16 protein-coding genes are annotated in these 17,643 nt (G+C 47.1%); 8 read left to right on the top strand and 8 right to left on the bottom strand.

From position 1 onward, the window contains the following. The first annotated feature begins 31 nt into the window (after positions 1–31). Complete coding sequence (locus KNQ08_RS04135; protein ID WP_064299947.1) at positions 32–319, top strand: putative quinol monooxygenase; 288 nt, start codon at positions 32–34, stop codon at positions 317–319. Positions 320–389: 70 nt separating this feature from the next. On the opposite strand, the gene KNQ08_RS04130 is transcribed toward KNQ08_RS04135, so the two are convergent. The 4 genes from KNQ08_RS04130 to KNQ08_RS04115 all read right to left on the bottom strand — a co-directional run bounded on the left by KNQ08_RS04130 (position 390) and on the right by KNQ08_RS04115 (position 3,915). Continuing rightward, complete coding sequence (locus tag KNQ08_RS04130; RefSeq protein WP_149427272.1) at positions 390–1,244, bottom strand: LysR family transcriptional regulator; 855 nt, start codon at positions 1,242–1,244, stop codon at positions 390–392. A gap of 89 nt (positions 1,245–1,333) precedes the next feature. Beyond that, positions 1,334–2,566, bottom strand: a complete 1,233-nt coding sequence (locus KNQ08_RS04125) for a chloride channel protein (protein WP_058704037.1) — start codon at positions 2,564–2,566, stop codon at positions 1,334–1,336. Next, entirely contained in the window at positions 2,563–2,913 is a 351-nt protein-coding gene (locus KNQ08_RS04120) for a potassium channel family protein (RefSeq protein ID WP_050677800.1), read from the bottom strand. Before KNQ08_RS04120 ends, KNQ08_RS04125 begins: the two co-directional genes overlap by 4 nt. 24 nt (positions 2,914–2,937) lie before the next feature. After that, on the bottom strand, positions 2,938–3,915 hold the full coding sequence (locus KNQ08_RS04115) for a DUF389 domain-containing protein (protein WP_058704035.1): 978 nt from the start codon (positions 3,913–3,915) through the stop codon (positions 2,938–2,940). Positions 3,916–4,056: 141 nt separating this feature from the next. Between KNQ08_RS04115 and KNQ08_RS04110 the strand changes: the two genes are divergently transcribed. Then, on the top strand, positions 4,057–4,551 hold the full coding sequence (locus KNQ08_RS04110) for a hypothetical protein (protein WP_214769824.1): 495 nt from the start codon (positions 4,057–4,059) through the stop codon (positions 4,549–4,551). A 64-nt stretch (positions 4,552–4,615) separates the two neighbouring features. Here the strand turns inward: KNQ08_RS04110 and KNQ08_RS04105 are convergent, their stop codons facing one another. Continuing rightward, complete coding sequence (locus KNQ08_RS04105) at positions 4,616–5,647, bottom strand: zinc-binding dehydrogenase (protein WP_133208676.1); 1,032 nt, start codon at positions 5,645–5,647, stop codon at positions 4,616–4,618. A 169-nt stretch (positions 5,648–5,816) separates the two neighbouring features. On the opposite strand from KNQ08_RS04105, the gene KNQ08_RS04100 reads away from it, so the two are divergent. Continuing rightward, positions 5,817–6,887: a peptidyl-alpha-hydroxyglycine alpha-amidating lyase family protein gene (locus tag KNQ08_RS04100; protein ID WP_214769821.1), complete on the top strand. Its 1,071-nt coding sequence runs from the start codon at positions 5,817–5,819 to the stop codon at positions 6,885–6,887. A gap of 67 nt (positions 6,888–6,954) precedes the next feature. Here the strand turns inward: KNQ08_RS04100 and KNQ08_RS04095 are convergent, their stop codons facing one another. Further along, on the bottom strand, positions 6,955–8,565 hold the full coding sequence (locus KNQ08_RS04095) for an ABC transporter permease (protein ID WP_149427268.1): 1,611 nt from the start codon (positions 8,563–8,565) through the stop codon (positions 6,955–6,957). A gap of 47 nt (positions 8,566–8,612) precedes the next feature. Then, entirely contained in the window at positions 8,613–9,497 is an 885-nt protein-coding gene (locus KNQ08_RS04090) for an ABC transporter ATP-binding protein (protein WP_064299955.1), read from the bottom strand. A 234-nt stretch (positions 9,498–9,731) separates the two neighbouring features. Here KNQ08_RS04090 and KNQ08_RS04085 point away from each other — a divergent pair, with 234 nt between their 5' ends. Both KNQ08_RS04085 and KNQ08_RS04080 read left to right on the top strand, forming a co-directional pair. Next, entirely contained in the window at positions 9,732–10,325 is a 594-nt protein-coding gene (locus KNQ08_RS04085) for a TetR/AcrR family transcriptional regulator (protein ID WP_064299956.1), read from the top strand. Positions 10,326–10,472: 147 nt separating this feature from the next. Then, a complete protein-coding gene (locus KNQ08_RS04080) occupies positions 10,473–10,910 on the top strand; it encodes a hypothetical protein (RefSeq protein ID WP_064299957.1) in 438 nt (145 codons plus the stop codon). Positions 10,911–10,955: 45 nt separating this feature from the next. On the opposite strand, the gene KNQ08_RS04075 is transcribed toward KNQ08_RS04080, so the two are convergent. Next, positions 10,956–11,261: a hypothetical protein gene (locus tag KNQ08_RS04075; protein ID WP_214769814.1), complete on the bottom strand. Its 306-nt coding sequence runs from the start codon at positions 11,259–11,261 to the stop codon at positions 10,956–10,958. A 686-nt stretch (positions 11,262–11,947) separates the two neighbouring features. On the opposite strand from KNQ08_RS04075, the gene KNQ08_RS04070 reads away from it, so the two are divergent. From KNQ08_RS04070 to KNQ08_RS04060, 3 genes are all read left to right on the top strand, one after another. After that, positions 11,948–13,174, top strand: a complete 1,227-nt coding sequence (locus KNQ08_RS04070; protein ID WP_149427265.1) for an MFS transporter — start codon at positions 11,948–11,950, stop codon at positions 13,172–13,174. Between the two features lie 15 nt (positions 13,175–13,189). Next, on the top strand, positions 13,190–13,711 hold the full coding sequence (locus KNQ08_RS04065; protein ID WP_149427264.1) for a GNAT family N-acetyltransferase: 522 nt from the start codon (positions 13,190–13,192) through the stop codon (positions 13,709–13,711). A 210-nt stretch (positions 13,712–13,921) separates the two neighbouring features. Then, complete coding sequence (locus KNQ08_RS04060; RefSeq protein WP_214804840.1) at positions 13,922–17,638, top strand: ABC transporter permease; 3,717 nt, start codon at positions 13,922–13,924, stop codon at positions 17,636–17,638. Positions 17,639–17,643 lie beyond the last annotated feature (5 nt).

Genomic DNA, 17,643 nt, shown 5'->3' with positions numbered 1-17,643 from the left:
GAAGGATCTCTTTTCATAGGAGGTCTTTTAGATGATTCAACTGATTGCCCGGATCGAAGCGCATCCGAATCAAGGCGAACAGCTCGCTTCTATCATCGAAGGTGTGATCGCCCCTTCGCGTGCCGAGGCAGGGTGCCTGACGTATCAGACACATCGCGCTATCGATGATCCGAACGTCTTCTACTTTTATGAACAATGGCGTGATCAAGACGCTTTCGATCAGCATGTCGCCTCACCACACTATCAAGCCTATCGAGCAGACAGTGCCAATCTCGTCGTTGATCGATACTTGACGTTCTTAGATGACGTATCAAAGTAATATGTAATTCATACAAAAAAAGTCCAATCCTCTCAGCATTTGCTTGTGGATTGGACTTTTTTCATACAATTCAACCTAACGCCTTAATCACCTGTTGCAAAACCGGATCGTGGCGCGAGTCCGTTCGATAGGCGACGTATAACTGATTCGTCGCGAATCGTTCCGGCGCAATCCGTTGTACTCGTCCAGCACTGACCGCTGCCTCGACGAGATAATCGGGCAAGACGCTGATCCCGTGTCCTGCTTCGATCGCTTTTAGTATCGCATCTACGTTCGGTAAGATCATTTCAGGACGGATCCCAGGTCGTTCTCCGAACTGCGTCTGATAGTACCGACGAATGATCGGTAACTCAAGTCCGTAGCTAATCCATCGCTGTCGGTCCATCCATTCCTTTAGATCCGCTTCCGGAACTTCGTAGCCGATCGGGGCGATCAAATGAAAGCGTTCGTCAGCAATCGGGACGTATTGGACGCCCGGTTCATCGATCCGCTTCGTTGAGATGATGAAGTCGAGCTCATTCGCAAGCAAGCGTTGCAACAAGGGAACCGTCAAATCAAAGACTACCGTGAACTGTGCGACGTCGAGCGGTAGCTTCGGTACGATCCCATGCGTGACGAATTCCGTCGGTCCCCCGAACTTCAAGACCGGACGAGGTTGTTCCCCTGCTTCGTACTTCATCTCAAGCGATAACTCCTCGAGCCGATCAATCAATCCGACGACTTGTGTATAGAGAGCTGTTCCCGTGTCCGTCGGAATCATTTGCCGTGGCGCACGGATGAACAAGGATGTCTCTAGTTCTGCTTCCAGTGCCGCGATATGCTGGCTGACCGCCGGTTGCGTCAAAAAGCGAATTCGGGCTGCCGCTGAGACGGAACGTTGTTGGTAAACGTGAATGAAACTCCGATACCATTCAAAATCAATCATGTGTGTTCTCCTTTTACTAGGTCTTCCTGAAAAGTATAGATTCATTTAATCCATAAGACAAATAACGAATAATTTAGTAAGTCATAAATTTATTTATCGGATAATGAAAGATGGTTTCCGTAGTATTTCATGAATTGTTGAACGCCAAGACAGACAAGTAGGATCAACGGAAAGAATTGCAACGGGAATAGAAAGAGGAGAAGCGTAGCGGTCACGAGTGGCTGACGCAAGACGACAGCACAACTTGCCGTGACGACAAGTGTTACGATCAATCCAGGCATGAACGGACTTAATTGGCTGAGACAGAATGCCAGGACTGTACTCGAAAAAATCAACGGAAATATCTTTCCACCTTTCCAGCCGCAGGAAAAACAAAGATGCGTCAATCCCACCTTTCCGATCGCAAGCAACAATAAGGCGCCGATTGACCATGAGGCTCCTTCCTTCGTAAAGTCTAGGATTTCATGTTCACCAGAAAACAGTAAGTAAGGTGTGAGCATGGATGCAAGACCAATCGCGATTCCCGCAATGAGTGCGAGAAGGATTGGGTTGCCGACGCGAGAGACCATCCAGTTCGTCACCCGCTCCATCCATAAGAAGAAGAGTCCGAACGCGATACCGAGGAGAATCGCCGGAAGGATGAACCACATGACAGTCGCATTCCACGTAATCGGTGGTATCTTGATTGCGAACAAGCGGTCATGGGGTACGAGGTGCATGATGAAACGAAAACAGGTAATTGCGACGAGCGTACAAATGCCGTAATAAAAGATGCGTTGTATCTTTTGCCAGCGTGACGTTGCTCGTTGCATCGGTTCCTCCTCGATCGCTTCAGAGACACTGACGAACGGGGCATGAAATATCGTCGCTAGCATCGCAGCGTATCCCGTCTGCAAGAAACTTTGCCGTTCCGGCTCCGTCAACCTTAGCCGGTCACCGATCCACGTCACCATTCCCCCTAAGATGCTGATCAGCGCAGCTTCTGGTCCTAAACTCGCTCCACACGTCAGCACGATCCATGCGGCAACGGCGTTTTTCCAGAGGGCACCGCGATAAGGTACACGACCTTCTTGCTTAAAGTTAGCAAGCGTCTCGTGCATCGTCTTCGGGTAATCCCCCACAGACTTTTGAATCAGACCAATACCGATACCACCGAGTAGACCGACGCCGAGTCCATAGAAAGATACATCCAGTACAGACGGTAACCACTCCCATACATAATGAATCGATGCGTTGATGCCACTTAAAAACAAGGCAGCCGTCAATCCGACGATTGCTCCGAGGATCAGACAATGCAAGAAGTGCGTCAGATGTGGTTTCATTTCTGCTCCTCCTTCTTCTTCTTGTCCCGGTGATATTGTTTTAGGGCCATATTGAAGTTCACGATGACGGCACTGAGAACACCGACGCCAAGCATGACATACACGATCGAAAACAATTTACCGAACGCCGTCTGAGGGACGAGATCCCCGTATCCGACCGTCGCGAGCGTCATAACGGAGAAATAGAAGGCATCCAGAATACTGAACTGTTCGACATTGTGATAGAAGACCGTCCCAATCAAGAAAAGTGCCCCGACCATGATCATCAATGCCTTTTGTTCTTCTTGCTTGAATAAGATACGGATGACATGAAAAAAATTTCGGATCAAGATAAAGAACGCCAGCATGCTCTTTCCTCCTCAGTTCCGTCATCACTGCATACGTTCATTAAACAATTTCTCTAGTTGGTCAGGATCAAGTTGATTCAAATCAGGGATCTGGATCAAGGTCAGTTTGACACGTGATAGTCCATAGTCGTCGAGCGACTGTTCCAGCCGTTCCCGTTCACGTGCATCATACCGTTTGCCTAACGTCGTCACCGTCAATTGCTGGCGTTTCTCGTCATAGCTATGCTGAACGACGAACGTCTCTTGAAACGTTTCCTCGACATAACGGTCAAGATTCGTCTCAAACAAACTGTCCTGACTAAGCAGATAGGCTGTATAGACACTTGGTATACTGATGAGACAGGCTAGCGCGATCAAGGAACGATTGATTCGTTTTGATGCCTGGATCCGTAAACTCTGATCCGTCCGTAAGAGCCATTTGACACCTAGGAACGTCGCGATCAAAATGAAACTACAGTTGATCAGGAACAGATAACTAGCACCAAGCGCGTAGGTCATGTTCTGATTCGCAATGGCGTACCCGACCGTACAGACTGGTGGCATCAAGGCGGTGGCAATCGCGACACCGGGAACGATATTATTCGCCCCTTTCTTGCGTAAACCAATCCATCCCGCGACTCCCCCAGCAAAGGCGATCAGTACGTCCCAAATCGTCGGGAACGTCCGCGCAATCAGTTCATCACTCGCTGCCGTCAAAGGCGAAAAATAGAAATAGACGGTCGATGTCACGATGCTGATCGTCAACTGGACGAGCAACAGCCGAAGTGCTTTCTTGAACAGAGGTATATCCGAGATCCCTAAAGCCATACCGAGACCGAGAATCGGATTCATCAGCGGCGAAATCAACATCGCTCCGATGATGACAGCGGTCGAATTCAAGTTCAATCCGATCGAGGCAATGAAAATCGCACACATCAAGATGACAGCATTGCTCGATCGAATCGTCAGCTCCTTGTCGATTTTATTTCTCGTCTCTTGCAGATCATAGACCGATGCTTCCATGAAGGCTCCACCTTTCCACCGTCGATCAATACGAGTCGCACCATTCAAGTCATTGGTTTTTATTTACCCAATTTTTAGTGTCTTCGCCTTATTTCCCTTATGAAAAATAATAAAATCCCTTTAATGAAAGGTGCATCGTTCATGAAAAAATTCCGCGGCAAACGCCGTTATTTTAAAAATCTCGAGCTTGAATTCAAAAGTTTTTCTTCTCCAGCCTATATTGATTCAGACGTTTGGTTTAACGACTGGCACGAACACCCTGACTTTTATGGACATGGCAACGCGAGTCTGCGCATTCGTAAAGCACATCTTCGGATCGCGTTGAGCGCTATGCAGGAAATGCAACAAAAACTAGCGGAAAAACAGATTGAACATCAGCTTTACATAACGATTGTCCTCGAGGATGCTTCACAAGACGCACTACATGTCCACACGACGAATCCGGACGGGACACCTTTCCCACTTGAGCGGATTCAGTCCTACCCTCTCGCTTCACACGTTCCAACGTGGGTAACGGAACTCTTTCCGGGCAACCGTTATACGATTCATGAATCACAGGAGGAATTGGTTGATTATACGGAAGAGACACCTGTCAGCTCGACCGTCACATTTTTTTACATCTTGCCAAACCGTTAACGATACGACAACGAGCTACCCTTTCCTGCACAGGAAGAGGATAGCTCGTTTTGTTCGGTTTATCTTATGGTAGCAAGACGACCTTGCCGAATTTACCTGCTTGTTTGAAGTACGCTTGGGCTTCTCGCGCTTCAGCGAGCGGGAACGTCCGGTCAATGACGGGCTGAATCGTCTGCGTCCGAACGGCCTCCAGTAATTTCTCATAATCATGGCGATTGCCAAGGACGGATCCTTGTAGGCGGATATGTTTTAAATAAAGCGTCCGAAAATCGAGCGACGTCACCTGTCCCCCGGAAGATCCGGAAATACAGTACGTTCCGCCGCGCTTCAGCAGATCCAGTCCTTGTTTAAACACCGCATCGCCGACGACGTCGAGAATCGCATCGACCGGACCGACTTCTTGCATGACCTGCTGATCCCAGTTCTGCTCACGGTAGGAAACGACCAAGTCCGCCCCGAGTTCGTGCAATTGATCCGTCAGCTTCAAGTCACCGACGAGTGCGACGACACGGGCTCCGAAGACACGTTTTGCAATCTGGACGTTGAGTGAGCCGACACCACCACTGGCACCTGTTACGAGAACCGTCTGTCCTTTTTGTAAATCCAATTGTTCGACCATGTGCCACGCCGTCAATCCACTGACCGAGAAGACCGCACTGTCCGTATAGGAGGCAAGGGGCATGTCGTAACAAAGTTCGAGCGGCCAGCAGACATATTCTGCGTATCCGCCGTCATACTCGGAACCGATGAACGATAAGTCCTCGGCACTCTGTTCATCAGCGATTTCTCCACTCGCCGTGAACGGGAACAAGACGACGTCGCGTTCGATTTCCGTCTCTGCGACACCGTCTCCGACTGCGACGATCCGACCGCTGATGTCTGAACCGGGAATTCGGGGGAATTTGACACCTTCTGCTTTCCAGCCTGATTCACTCTCCGCACCATAGGCGCCTTCCCGCATCCAAATTTCTGTATTATTCAAGGCGCAGGCTTTGATTTCAATCAGTACCTCCCCTTGTTTCGGTTGTGGTGTTTCTTGGTCGATATAGGCGAGCTTCTCAAGCCCACCATGCCCCGTTACGGTGACTGCCTTCATGTTTTTGCCTCACTTTCTTTCTTCCATATGATATCTCTCTTCTTTACCCGTTCGTCCTGATTTTAATATCCTGCTTCCGTAACCCGCTGTCTCCTACTGTAGAACGATTCGCCCTCGTTTAATATCTAGATATAATTTGTATACGAATTTACGTCTGGAGGAACGATGCATGAAAAAACGAGTGATCTTTATAGGTACATTAGCAACATTTACATTACTAGGTCTTGTTTGGTCTAGAGGCGGCGCAGATCCCGTCATGAAAGACAACTATCAACCCATCCCAAAAGATACGACGTATCGCGGTCAGGTCGCTTGGCCACTTGAAACGCGCGATCGTTCGATTGCCGGCGAAGCAAGCGGCGTCGCTGTTGCTCCGAACGGTGACGTCTACTATTTACACCGGGGTAGTAATTCATACGGGGATGACACCTACATCACAGAACCGACATTGATCGTGCTCGACGGAAAGACGATGCACGTGAAGAAGCGATTAGGCGCCGGTCTATTCAAGTCACCGCACGGTCTCGAAGTCGATGACCAAAACAACATCTGGATTACCGACATCAGCCTGAACCAAGTCTTCAAGCTCGACCCGTCAGGCAAAGTCTTGCAAGCGTTCGGGAACGCATATGGTCCGTTCACGGAAGTCGGTCTGCGCATCCGAAACGTCTTGCCAAGCATCCCCCTACATCTGGATGAAAAGACATTCGCTCGTCCGACAGACGTCACCGTCCTAAAGGATGGCTCGTTCGCCGTATCTGACGGCTACCGGAATAGTCGCATCGTCATGTTCGATCCAAAAGGAACAGTCAAATGGGAAGTCAATGAACTCGGCAAACAAGACGGACAGTTCAATCTGCCGCATGGGATCAGTAGCGACGATGAGATGAATCTCTATGTGTCGGACCGGGACAACGCCCGGGTCCAAATCTTTAATCGAAACGGCAAACACATCGATACGTGGTCGTCAAAAGAACTCGGTCGACCGTACGGAATCGAAGTCGGTGCGAACGGTAAAGTCTACGTCGCTGATGGCGGAAACTATTTAAATGGACAAAAAAAGAACGCGCAAAGCCAAATCGTTATCTTGAACAAACAAGGAAGGATTGAGAAACGATTCGGTGCATGGGGCAAAGAAGCGGGACAACTCCGGATTGCGCACGACATCGCGGTCGGTTCGGATGGAACGATTTATGTCGCGGAACTAATGAATGAGCGACTTCAGGTGTTTTCCAAGTGATGAAATATACCTCGCCTTAATACGTCAGCAGCCTGTCTCGTTATTAAATCGAGACAGGCTGCTTCATTTAAGATCCTTCCTGAAAATCACGACGTGCATATCCGACTTGACCGATGACAACAAGTAGACATGCTACTACGAGCAGGACACCGAACAGTAGTCCATCGAAGTCTTCCGTCGGTACTTGCGGAATCAATCCTTGGATCGCCGTATACTCCACCCATTTTGGTAAGTCGATGATTCCACCGAAATACCCAATAAAGAAGGAATAGGTCACGTATACATAGGTTAACTTGCTCCACGTTGGTCGCCACCCGATGAATAGAGCAGCCAATCCAAGAAACAGGAGAACTGATGGCAGATAGTTGATTCCGGCAATGAAAAAGTCAGTGAATGTCATGGTCGCGTCCGGTCCCATTACTGAAATGGCAGTAAAACCTAGACTACTGATGACGATGAACATCGAGATGAGAGATGACGCGACAACTAAACCAATCGTATTCCAGTACAGTTGCTGTCGTGAGACTTTCGTCGCGAACAACGGACTCAAGCGCCGACGGTCCTCTTCGGTGTATAACCGGTTCATGAGCGTAATCGGTAAAATCGCAACGAGGACCATCATGATCATCATGATCGTGCCGGTAAAGGATTCTTCAATCGTAACACCTGAAACCGTGAACATCTGCTGGATGGTTGCATTGCTGTCAATGAATGTCTGCATGTCTCCATAAATCGAACCATAGGCAAGAGCCATGATTAGAAAAGCGACCATCCATGCGATGATGCTTCCGCGACTAATCCGAATCAACAGACCACGGATCGATAACAAGGATCGATTGGCTGTAGCACGTCCCTCTTTTTCAGGCAGATACCCAGCGCCCATGTCCCGATGATTTTCAAGAACTAGAGCCACGGTCATCAAAATGAGGCTCACTCCGATCGCCATTACGAGAAACAGCCAATTGTTCTCCGTGAATGGATAGGTCAAATACGTCCATCCCAGCGGATTGAGCACTGATAGTTGGTCATTCGATACATCCGTACCGGCGCGTCCTAAATAAAGAAGACCAATCCATCCCATCACACCTGCCGTCGCACTAGAAGACGACGGCATGATTTGAGCAATCAGTAAGGCAAACGTTGCACCTAAGATCCCTGCAGCCCCAACCGAAAGACCGAATAGAGCTGCACCCGCATTTGAAAACGTCTCGACTTGAAAAGCAATCAACGCACCGCTGATCAGTATCGAAATACTAAGATTGATTAAAATCACTTCAATTAGAATAGCGAGTGAATTGGCTTGTCGTCCGATTTGAAAAGAACGCATCAACTCCGTCAGCCCTAAATCTTCTTCCTTCCGTGTGTGTTGAATGACATGGAGTGACGATAAGACCATCGACAATAATGCACAGAAGATGAGCATTTGATGTGAGAACATCGCGCCTAACGTATAGTCCGCTATTGAGACAGGCGTCGTACCGATCATCGAGATCATCGCTGGATTTTTCAAGGTTTCATATAATCCACGCAGACTATCCCCTTTCGCCATCTCTTCGAATGAAGGAATAAAGCCGACCGTAAATAAGGTCACACCGAACGTCCATATTATGATTTTTTTGCTATCCCGTCTGAGATACTGAGACAACAGGATCTGCCAACAGGTAAATTGAAATCGCATTCGTCTTCCTCCTCTTTATCATGTGCAGCACGTAGTATATACCGTCGTCATTTTTCGTAATGGCGCATGAACAGATCCTCTAGTGATGGAGGCACTGCTTCTAAATGAACTACTTCCAGTTTTATCGCCTCTGTAAGAACCGCATTCATGCGAGAAGAATCCATTGAAAATACTGCCTGATTTATATTGCGCTGCGTGAAGTCATGAACACCGTCCAAGTTTTTAATCAATGAAAGATCCTGTTTCGTCTCTAACGTGATGACCGATCGTGTCAAATGTCTCAGTTCTTGTAACGTTCCCGTCTCAACGATTTCGCCTTTTCGAATGATGACGACACGATCCGCTAGTCGTTCGACTTCGCTGAGAATGTGCGATGACAATAAAATCGATTTTCCAGCTTGTTTGATTTTTTCTACCTCTTCTTGAAAAACAGATTCCATCAACGGATCAAGACCGGATGTTGGTTCATCGAAGATGTAGAGATCGGAATCGACTGCTAACGCGGCAATCAGACCGACTTTTTGCCGATTTCCTTTCGAATAACTTTTCGCCTTCTTTTTTGGATCAAGTTCAAAGCGATCGATTAGAGCATCACGCTTCGTTTGGTCTCCACCACCGTGTAACTTCATGAATAGATCAATGATTTCTCCACCCGTCAGATTCCCCCATAATGCGACGTCCCCTGGCACATATGAGATTCTTTTATGGATTTCAACACTATCGCGCCAGACATCCTTCCCGAAGATTTCCGCCTTTCCCGCATCTCGTTTGATGATCCCGAGCAACGTCCGAATTGTCGTTGATTTCCCTGCACCGTTCGGACCGATGAAGCCAATCACTTCACCTCGTTGAACCGAGAACGTGACGTCGGATAAAGCTTGAAATTTCGAGAATTTCTTTTTAACTCCTTTTAGTTCAATAATCGGATTCATGTTTCTTCATTCCTCTCTTCATCTCTAAATTCAGACTTAAAACAAACTAAATCAACAAGTGTAGTATTAAACTAAAACAATCATTTTAAATAAAATACCAATTAATCTATTTTAGTTCATTTTATGTTTTTTATTTTTATCTGTAAAGATAATAATGTACTAAAATTAATTTGATAGTCCATTTCTAATCCATTACACTAGAGGGAGAAGTATTTTTTATAAGAGGTGAGACAAATGAATGGTTTTGAAAAACGAACGGAAGAAAAGAAAAAACAGATTCTCGATACAGCGTTTCGCTTAATGAATCAACAAGATGGTCATAAGACAATGACAGTCGATGAACTTGCCAAACAGGCAAATGTCGCCAAAACGACGATTTTCAAATACTTCGGTAATAAAGAGGCATTGGTCCAAGAAGTGTACAAACGGTTCATTACGGAGATGAGTACATCCGTAGAAGTCATCTTATCCAAAAATGAGTCTTTCGAAAAAACGCTTCTTGAAATCAGCTTCAATAAATTACGATTTCTGAAGGATCTCGATGAATCGTTTTATCTTGAGATGATGCAACAAATCACAACGAAACAGGATGATGGCTTGTCAGTATTAATGGAGAAATTCGCAAGTGATAGTCACGCGATGATGCTCGATTTATTTCACCGTGGTCGTAAGGAACAGAAGATCGACTTGAAGTATTCTGATGAATTTTTGCTACTCTATTTCCAAACACTTGCGGAAGGCCTGTCACATCCCCAGATTTACGAGCAACTCTTACCTTACACGTCGAATTTCTCAGAAGTAATCATCAAAGGAATTTCACCTCGATAAATACGGTTTGACTTGAGAGTGATAAAACCTAACTAGGAAACGACATCGCCTACGGTTTTTGAAAAAATGAATGACCTCAATTGAAAAGGCAGCAATGTTGCCTTTCTATATTTTGGTAAAATAAAGAAAATCCATCGGGGGTGTCTCATGAAACGTGGTCTAACATTAGCCGTTCTACTGATCCTCGTCGTTTGCATCATCGTTTTCGAACCGTTCCGTGGTGCGCCACCTAATCCCGAAGTCGAGGCAAAAGGAAAGGATGTTCCGACTGTCCAAGGATCTTATTGCTGGGATAGCTTACTCCGCAGTCAATGTGTCGATAAGACGTACCGTGACGGTCTTGACCTAGCAAAAGGGAAAACGCCAGTTACCGTCTCTGCTGGAGCACCCGTCCGTGTCGAATTATCTGGTGATCTTAAAAGCGTAAAACTATCACAATGGGATGATCAAAAACAGGAATCCCCTGTCGCTTTGAAAAAAGATCAGTTCAACGCCCCGACAGAACCTGGCCTCTATGCGTACGAACTAAACTCGCGCTGGGAACAAGGAGACGGACAATTCGGATTCTTACTGAAAGTGCAGTAAAAACAAATAACCCCCTTGATGTCATCGTACGTCAAGGGGGTTATTTCATCCTGCTTGGTGATAAAGTTGCAAAATTCCGAAGACGGTCAAGATGAGATAGCCTGTTCCGATGAACAGAAAGACTGGGCGAATCAATTGATCCTTCGGTTGACGCGTAATGCCTTCGAAGAAACAACTGATGATGAAACCGAGAACGAGGATTACGCTATACATGGAAAGGAAGATGACGAGAAGACCAACGAGACTCGGATTCGTCAACGAAGGTGCTAGACCACCGACTAATACGGCAAGCACAACTGTCCCCATTACGATTCCGATAAGTGGATGGATCGTATTTAGTCGACGGATCACATCATGACGTTTGACGAAACGCTCCACTAGAATCATCGCTGATTGACAGGTCAGTAAAAATAAGATTAAGAAATAGATTGCTTGCTCGACTGGACGGAACGTCGTGAAAAAGACAGCTCCGGTTAGAACAAGGAGTGGAGATATGAAAAAATCAAACGTTTCATTTCTTTCCCTCCTTTCGTACGACTTTCTTGAAAGTGAACGTGTGAGTATGACAATGTATCATACAACCTGTTACATCTTTTACCATTTAGTTCGCTTTTTCTAATTCTGATATCTATGTATCATTTTCAATAATTGTAAAAAATTGATAAAATTCTTTACGGTTTCATTCTGTATATGCTAGGATGAGACAAATCATATGAATTAAACGCGTCGAAGAGAACAGTACGTCATCTCGGCTTTTCCTAGAGAGCTCCGATTGGTGGAAAGGAGCATCAGCCATTGACCGAACCAAGCCTCTGAGCAGCACGGTGGAACCGAATCGGGGATATCGTGACGGGTGCTCCCGTTATCGAGCTCAGGTATTTGCCGTTTGAAAACGGTCGTACCGATGAAGGCGATACCGGTGACGGTCTCGCGAACATGGGTGGCACCACGACACGCACAGTCTCGTCCCCAAGACCAACGTCTTGGAGGTGGGATTTTTTTATTGGCTTAAAAAACAGTAAAAAGGAGTGTGTCATATGTCGAATTGGAAATACCCTGGATTGCTATTACTTGGTGTTGGTGTCTCGAACATCGGCGCTTGGGTCTACTTCATCGCCTTGAATTTAATTGTCCTTGAACGAACGGGATCAGCGTTCGCCGTCTCCGTTCTCTATATTCTGTTGCCGATCTCCGCACTGTTGACGAGCCTCTGGTCCGGTAGTGTCGTCGATCGGATCAATCAGCGCCGCTTGCTCGTCATGCTTGACGTCTCGCGTGCCGGGCTCGTCTTTTCACTGACACTGATCGATTCGTTGTATGTCCTCTATGCCCTCGTCTTTATCCTGAACATCGGCAACACACTGTTTGAGACATCGTCATTGATCTACATGACGAAGCTCGTCCCGGAGACGAGTCGCCAACGGTTCAATGCGTTGAAGAACTTTATTCAATCAGCCGGCTTTATTCTCGGACCGTCGATTGCTGGATTTTTATTTTTAATCGGTTCTCCGGAGACGGCAATCATCCTGAATGCAGGAGCGTTGTTGTGTTCTGCTGCCTTACTATTCGTCTTGCCCGACGTCCGCCAGGCAGAGACTCCAGCGACGTCCTTCTCACTCCAAGTGATTCTTGCGGACTGGAAAGAGACGCTTCAGTTTGCACGGACTCGGCGCTACGTCACGCTCGTCTACGCCTTCTATGCGCTGATGATCGTCCTGATGAGCGGACTCGATTCGCTCGAAGCCTCGTTTGCGACGATCGTGTTGCAACTGGATGAAAGCACGTATGGATTTCTCGTCAGTATCGCTGGAATCGGCATCATCTGTGGTTCTGCCGTCAATGCGATCTTCACGCATCGCTTGTCGCTCCGCTTCTTGATTCAATTCGGAGCACTGATGACACCGATCGGTTATGTGATCTTTGCCACAGCGACGTCGTTCCTGACGGCAGCAATCGGCTTTTTCTTGCTGACGTTTGCCCTCGCGTTTGCGAACACCGGCTTCATGACGTTCGCTCAAACGCACATTCCGGTCGAATCGATGGGACGATTCCTCAGTAGCATCCACGTCGTGCAGTCAGCTGGTGTCATTCTCTTGACGGCGTTGATTGGTTTCTATGCGGAGACCTCGATCCGCTTGACGTATACCGTCGCTGCAGTCAGCTTCCTGTTCATCGGTGGATGGATCGTTTGGATCGTCCAGGATCGAACGAAACGGCATCATTTTACGACGGAAACGGACGAAACGATCAAGCTTTCGTCATGAGAAAGGAAGGTATTCATGAACCTGACCGCAAAACGAATTTTCCTCCGTCCGCTTGACGTGACCGATGCACACGTCTTATTCGAACAAACCCAGGATGAGACATTACGTTATTTGACTGGTACGATAGCAACGTTTTCGATTGAACAGATTGAACAGCACATTCTTTCGATTCAAGCTGATCCATCGCGCTTCGATTTCGCTATCTGTTTGAATTCCGGTGAAATAATTGGTGAATGTTCCATTTTAGACATTGAGGCAGAGTTGAAACAAGCGGGCTTTCGTATTTCGATGCGTGCCCTCCCCTGGACCGGTCAAGGATACGGGACAGAAGCGATCGCGTGTATCATCCGGTTTTGTTTCGAGGAACTTCGACTTCATCAACTTGAACTTGAAGTGTTTTCGCATAATGAGCGAGCCATCGCTTCGTATAAAAAAGTTGGCTTTGACATCGTAGAAACGATTCCTGATGCTGTATCCTATGAAGGGCGTTCGTTCGACGAAATCATCATGCGGAAATGTAGCCCACTCTATGCTTAAAAGAATTACTCCTGATGTAGCACCTCCTTCGTGAGGTGCTTTTTCTAATCTATTAAAAACGAACATACCTAATTAACAGATTTTTTAGTCAATTCACTATTATTTGTATATAATGGAAAAATAAAAAGAAATATATGGATATGTACATAAGTGATAAGGAGGTCACATTACACAATTTTCTTCAAATCAAACGAAAGCGAGGAATAGTACATGCTGAGATTCATCTGGAATTCCTGGTGGCGCAATAAGGAGCGTTTCATCTTGCTCCTCGTCGGCGTCCTGATCGTCAGTACCGGACTGAGCTATTTGATCGGAACGACGCAAGCCAATAACGGAACGGTCGTTGATGAACTGCAAAAGCGTTGGGGATCGTCCTACGATATCGTCGTCCGTCCGGAAGGCAGCCGGAGTGTGACGGAAGACTTGAACCTGCTTGAACCGAACTATATGAGTGGACTCGACGGCGGGATCACCCGCAAACAATATGAGACGATCAAGCAGATTGCTGATGTCGAGGTCGCAGCACCAATCGCGATGATTGGTTATACATCGACATCGAGTAGCGTCGGTACCCATACGATTCAAGAAGAAGGGATTTACCGCTTGAAAATCAAGGATTCTCAAAATACGGGACTCCAAAACGAATCTTATACCATGACAACGTTTCTTGCTGCTGGCTGGGAACCAATGGGTGATGCAACGCGCACAGGCGTCTCCCCTTTAAAACTTGGTGAACAACCCCTCTATGACTACGGCTCAGAAGTCATGATTGCCGGAATCGATCCTGCTGCTGAAGACCAGCTCGTCGGTTTGAAAAAAGCGACCACTACCGGAACGTATAGCCGTTTCTTCAGCGAAACGGATCTTCCCGCTTCGTACGGTGATCAAGCGACGCAGATTCCGATTCTATTGAACTCTCGCGAATACGTCGATGCGATGCGCACCTATACATATGAAAAGGTAGAGCTTCCGTTCACTGCAACAGGCGTTGCAGACATGGTCCAAAAGATTGAACAAAAAGGTGGGAAAACATACCTGAGTAAACTACCAGTAGAAGAGCCTACCTCCTATTCGATTACGACTCAAGACGTCCAAAAAAAGTTGGTGGACGGTATCCTTAAAAACACCTTATCAACAGGCGATGCGAACAATAGTGATTCACTGTCTTCCATTACTTTGAAACCTTCACCGGTTGAATACAAAACAATTAAGAGTCCGTACGGTTCCCGTTGGCCCTTTACCTACCAAGTTCAACCAAAAGAGGTCGCCAAGGAATCCTTACTCTTCAAGCGAAGCATGTATCGCGAAGCACGTGAATTCGAAGGTGGTTTTAAAGGATGGAAACAAGTCCATCTCAACTTTATCGGTGTCTTTAACCCACGGGAGCTCGATGTTTCAAAGGATCCGTTGACTGAACTTCCAATGGAAACTTACTTCCCGGCAAAAGCACAGTGGGTCATGGATCAAAATGATCGTCCGGTCAATCCAGTCCGTGACGTCAAGCCCGCCAACGACTCCTATGACTTCCTGACGAAACCACCATCGATGCTGACGACACTCGATGCTGCCTTTAAGTTACGCGGGGATAAAGCAATTTCTGCGATTCGCGTCAACGTCAAAGGGGTCGAGACGATGAACGCAACAAGTGAGAAAAAATTGCAAGCTGTCGCACAAGAAATCGAGGATAAGACGGGTCTGATCACGGACGTCACACTCGGTTCCTCCCCGCAACTCGCCTTGACGTATTTACCCGGTCTAAAAGGAGAATCGGCACTCGGTTGGGTCCAGCAACCGTGGATCAAACTCGGGTCGTCGATCGCGATTTTCCAAGAGGCGAAAGTCGGAATGAGTGGCATCATCGCGAGCGTCATCGCTGTCGCGCTCGTCTACGTCTTCAGTTCGAACATCATCTTGCTCTATGCTCGAAAAAAAGAATTCGCGATTTTACTCTCGCTCGGATGGCGTTCACGGCAGCTATCCAGACTCCTCTTCCTAGAAGCAACACTTCTTGGAACGCTGGTCGCACTCATCGCCTGGGTGATTCTCGGATCATTTTGGATAACAGCGGATCACCCGATTGCCCTCGGACGCATCATCTTGATCGGATTGTCCGGGCTTTTGATCTACTGGGGCGGTACGATTGTTCCGACGTTACTCATCAGACGCATTCAACCATTTGAAAGCATGCGCTCTGGCGAAGTCTCAAAAGGACGTCGTTTCGTCCGAGCACAAAGTGTTCTTGGAATGAGCATCAACCAACTCGCGACTTACTGGCAACGCACGCTTCTGTCCATCATCGCAATTGCCTTACCGACGAGCTTGTTCATCTTCTTCTTGTTCATCACGTTCCGACTGAAAGGCGTCTTATATGCGACCTGGCTTGGTGAATATGTCGCGCTCGAAGTCGGTACGATGCATTATGTCGCAATGGGCGTCGCCCTACTCATCGCTATCCTGACGACGACCGAGATCATGTGGCAAAACGTCAACGAACGAAAGAATCAACTCGCCGTCCTGAAGGCAACCGGTTGGCGCAACGGTCAAATCCGACTTCTCGTCTTAAGCGAGGGAGTGATGACTGGACTCTTCGCTGGAATCGTCGGTCTACTAGTTGCCTTAGGAATGATTGGCTTCGTCTATAATCAGTTCCCATCCAGTGAACTCGGTTTCTTAAGTCTTATGCTCCTGATTCCGGTAACGACTGGTGTGTTTGGTGCCTTGCTTCCTGCCCAGCGTGCTGTGCGGATCACGCCGAATGCAGCCATCGGTGGCGTAAACGATAATCAACAATTGACCGAACGTCGCTTCAAATGGGCACTCGGTAGCATCGCTGCTACGCTCGTCATCGGAACGACGAGTTTATTCCTCCTCGCTGCACCTGAAACGAGAACGGCTCAAAAAGAAATAACGACACCAAAAGTACAAACGACCGGACAAAAATTAAAAAATCTCGCTCAAGATCCTGACGATAAGAAACATACTGCCGAAGACAACACGGCACTGGAGCAATTGATGAACGCAGGCGCTATTCAGACGTACCCGGGTGACCCGGCGGCGAAGAATTATGACTTCTCTGTTAAAAAGCTCGTTTCAACACCAAAAGAGTTAAAGCTCAAGGAGAAGTCAGGATATCGTTTCGTGACGATTCCAGTTTTCCTTCATAACCGGGATGAATTAGCTGCAGGTTCGTTTTCGTCGTATCGACCACAAACCTTCTCGTTGATTGCTCTTGACGGAAAAGAGTTTACTCCCGTCGATTATGTCAATCACGATAAAACGGCTTGGATAAATGCATTCAAATACATCAATTCGAAAAAATCATGGGTCGATCTTGTTTACCAAGTACCGGTTGACCAAAAGGTGTTCGTCTTGCTTGCAAAAGATGAGGCCGTCGAAAAAACGACGACCGTCAAGATCACGCTCGACGATATCAAAAAAGCGAATGCGTCAGCTACTAATCCTTCAACAGAGGAAACGGAAAAATTAAAAACATTGATGAGGCGAGGTGTCACGCAAACAACTCCCGGGAATCCGAAACACCAATCTGATCGTTTTCATGTCGAGGCATTGATTGACACACCAAAAGAACTGAATCTAAAGCAACGTGCTGGTTATCGTTTCGTGACGATCCCTGTCGTCATGCAAGATACAGGGGATGATATGGGAGGATTCATCACTTATCGTCCCAATCGGTATGCCTTGACAGACTTGCAAGGAACCGTTTATGAACCGATCGATTATGTGAATCGCAATGAGAAAGCCTGGAAAAACGGGTTTCAATATTTCGCACCGTACAAGTCACGAGTGGAGTTGGTTTATCAAGTACCCATCGATCAGAAGCGATTCGTTCTGTTCGCTTCTGATCCAGCTTTTCCCAAACCAACGACCGTCAAAATCGATCTGACAAAACAATCATTTAATCACTAGGAGGA

The organism is Exiguobacterium sp. s46, assembly GCF_018618875.1.
GTDB lineage: Bacteria > Bacillota > Bacilli > Exiguobacteriales > Exiguobacteriaceae > Exiguobacterium_A > Exiguobacterium_A abrahamii.
Note: the sequence above shows the minus strand (reverse complement) of the source record. Positions and strands in the feature narration are given on the sequence as shown.

Bases quoted from the DNA above. Each gene is read 5' to 3' on its own strand.
- KNQ08_RS04125 (WP_058704037.1), bottom strand. From the start codon at position 2,566: ATGAAACCACATCTGACGCACTTCTTGCATTGTCTGATCCTCGGAGCA.
- KNQ08_RS04085 (WP_064299956.1), top strand. From the start codon at position 9,732: ATGAATGGTTTTGAAAAACGAACGGAAGAAAAGAAAAAACAGATTCTC.
- KNQ08_RS04105 (WP_133208676.1), bottom strand. From the start codon at position 5,647: ATGAAGGCAGTCACCGTAACGGGGCATGGTGGGCTTGAGAAGCTCGCC.
- KNQ08_RS04090 (WP_064299955.1), bottom strand. From the start codon at position 9,497: ATGAATCCGATTATTGAACTAAAAGGAGTTAAAAAGAAATTCTCGAAA.
- KNQ08_RS04095 (WP_149427268.1), bottom strand. From the start codon at position 8,565: ATGCGATTTCAATTTACCTGTTGGCAGATCCTGTTGTCTCAGTATCTC.
- KNQ08_RS04100 (WP_214769821.1), top strand. From the start codon at position 5,817: ATGAAAAAACGAGTGATCTTTATAGGTACATTAGCAACATTTACATTA.
- KNQ08_RS04060 (WP_214804840.1), top strand. From the start codon at position 13,922: ATGCTGAGATTCATCTGGAATTCCTGGTGGCGCAATAAGGAGCGTTTC.
- KNQ08_RS04065 (WP_149427264.1), top strand. From the start codon at position 13,190: ATGAACCTGACCGCAAAACGAATTTTCCTCCGTCCGCTTGACGTGACC.
- KNQ08_RS04130 (WP_149427272.1), bottom strand. From the start codon at position 1,244: ATGATTGATTTTGAATGGTATCGGAGTTTCATTCACGTTTACCAACAA.
- KNQ08_RS04135 (WP_064299947.1), top strand. From the start codon at position 32: ATGATTCAACTGATTGCCCGGATCGAAGCGCATCCGAATCAAGGCGAA.
- KNQ08_RS04120 (WP_050677800.1), bottom strand. From the start codon at position 2,913: ATGCTGGCGTTCTTTATCTTGATCCGAAATTTTTTTCATGTCATCCGT.
- KNQ08_RS04080 (WP_064299957.1), top strand. From the start codon at position 10,473: ATGAAACGTGGTCTAACATTAGCCGTTCTACTGATCCTCGTCGTTTGC.
- KNQ08_RS04110 (WP_214769824.1), top strand. From the start codon at position 4,057: ATGAAAAAATTCCGCGGCAAACGCCGTTATTTTAAAAATCTCGAGCTT.
- KNQ08_RS04070 (WP_149427265.1), top strand. From the start codon at position 11,948: ATGTCGAATTGGAAATACCCTGGATTGCTATTACTTGGTGTTGGTGTC.
- KNQ08_RS04115 (WP_058704035.1), bottom strand. From the start codon at position 3,915: ATGGAAGCATCGGTCTATGATCTGCAAGAGACGAGAAATAAAATCGAC.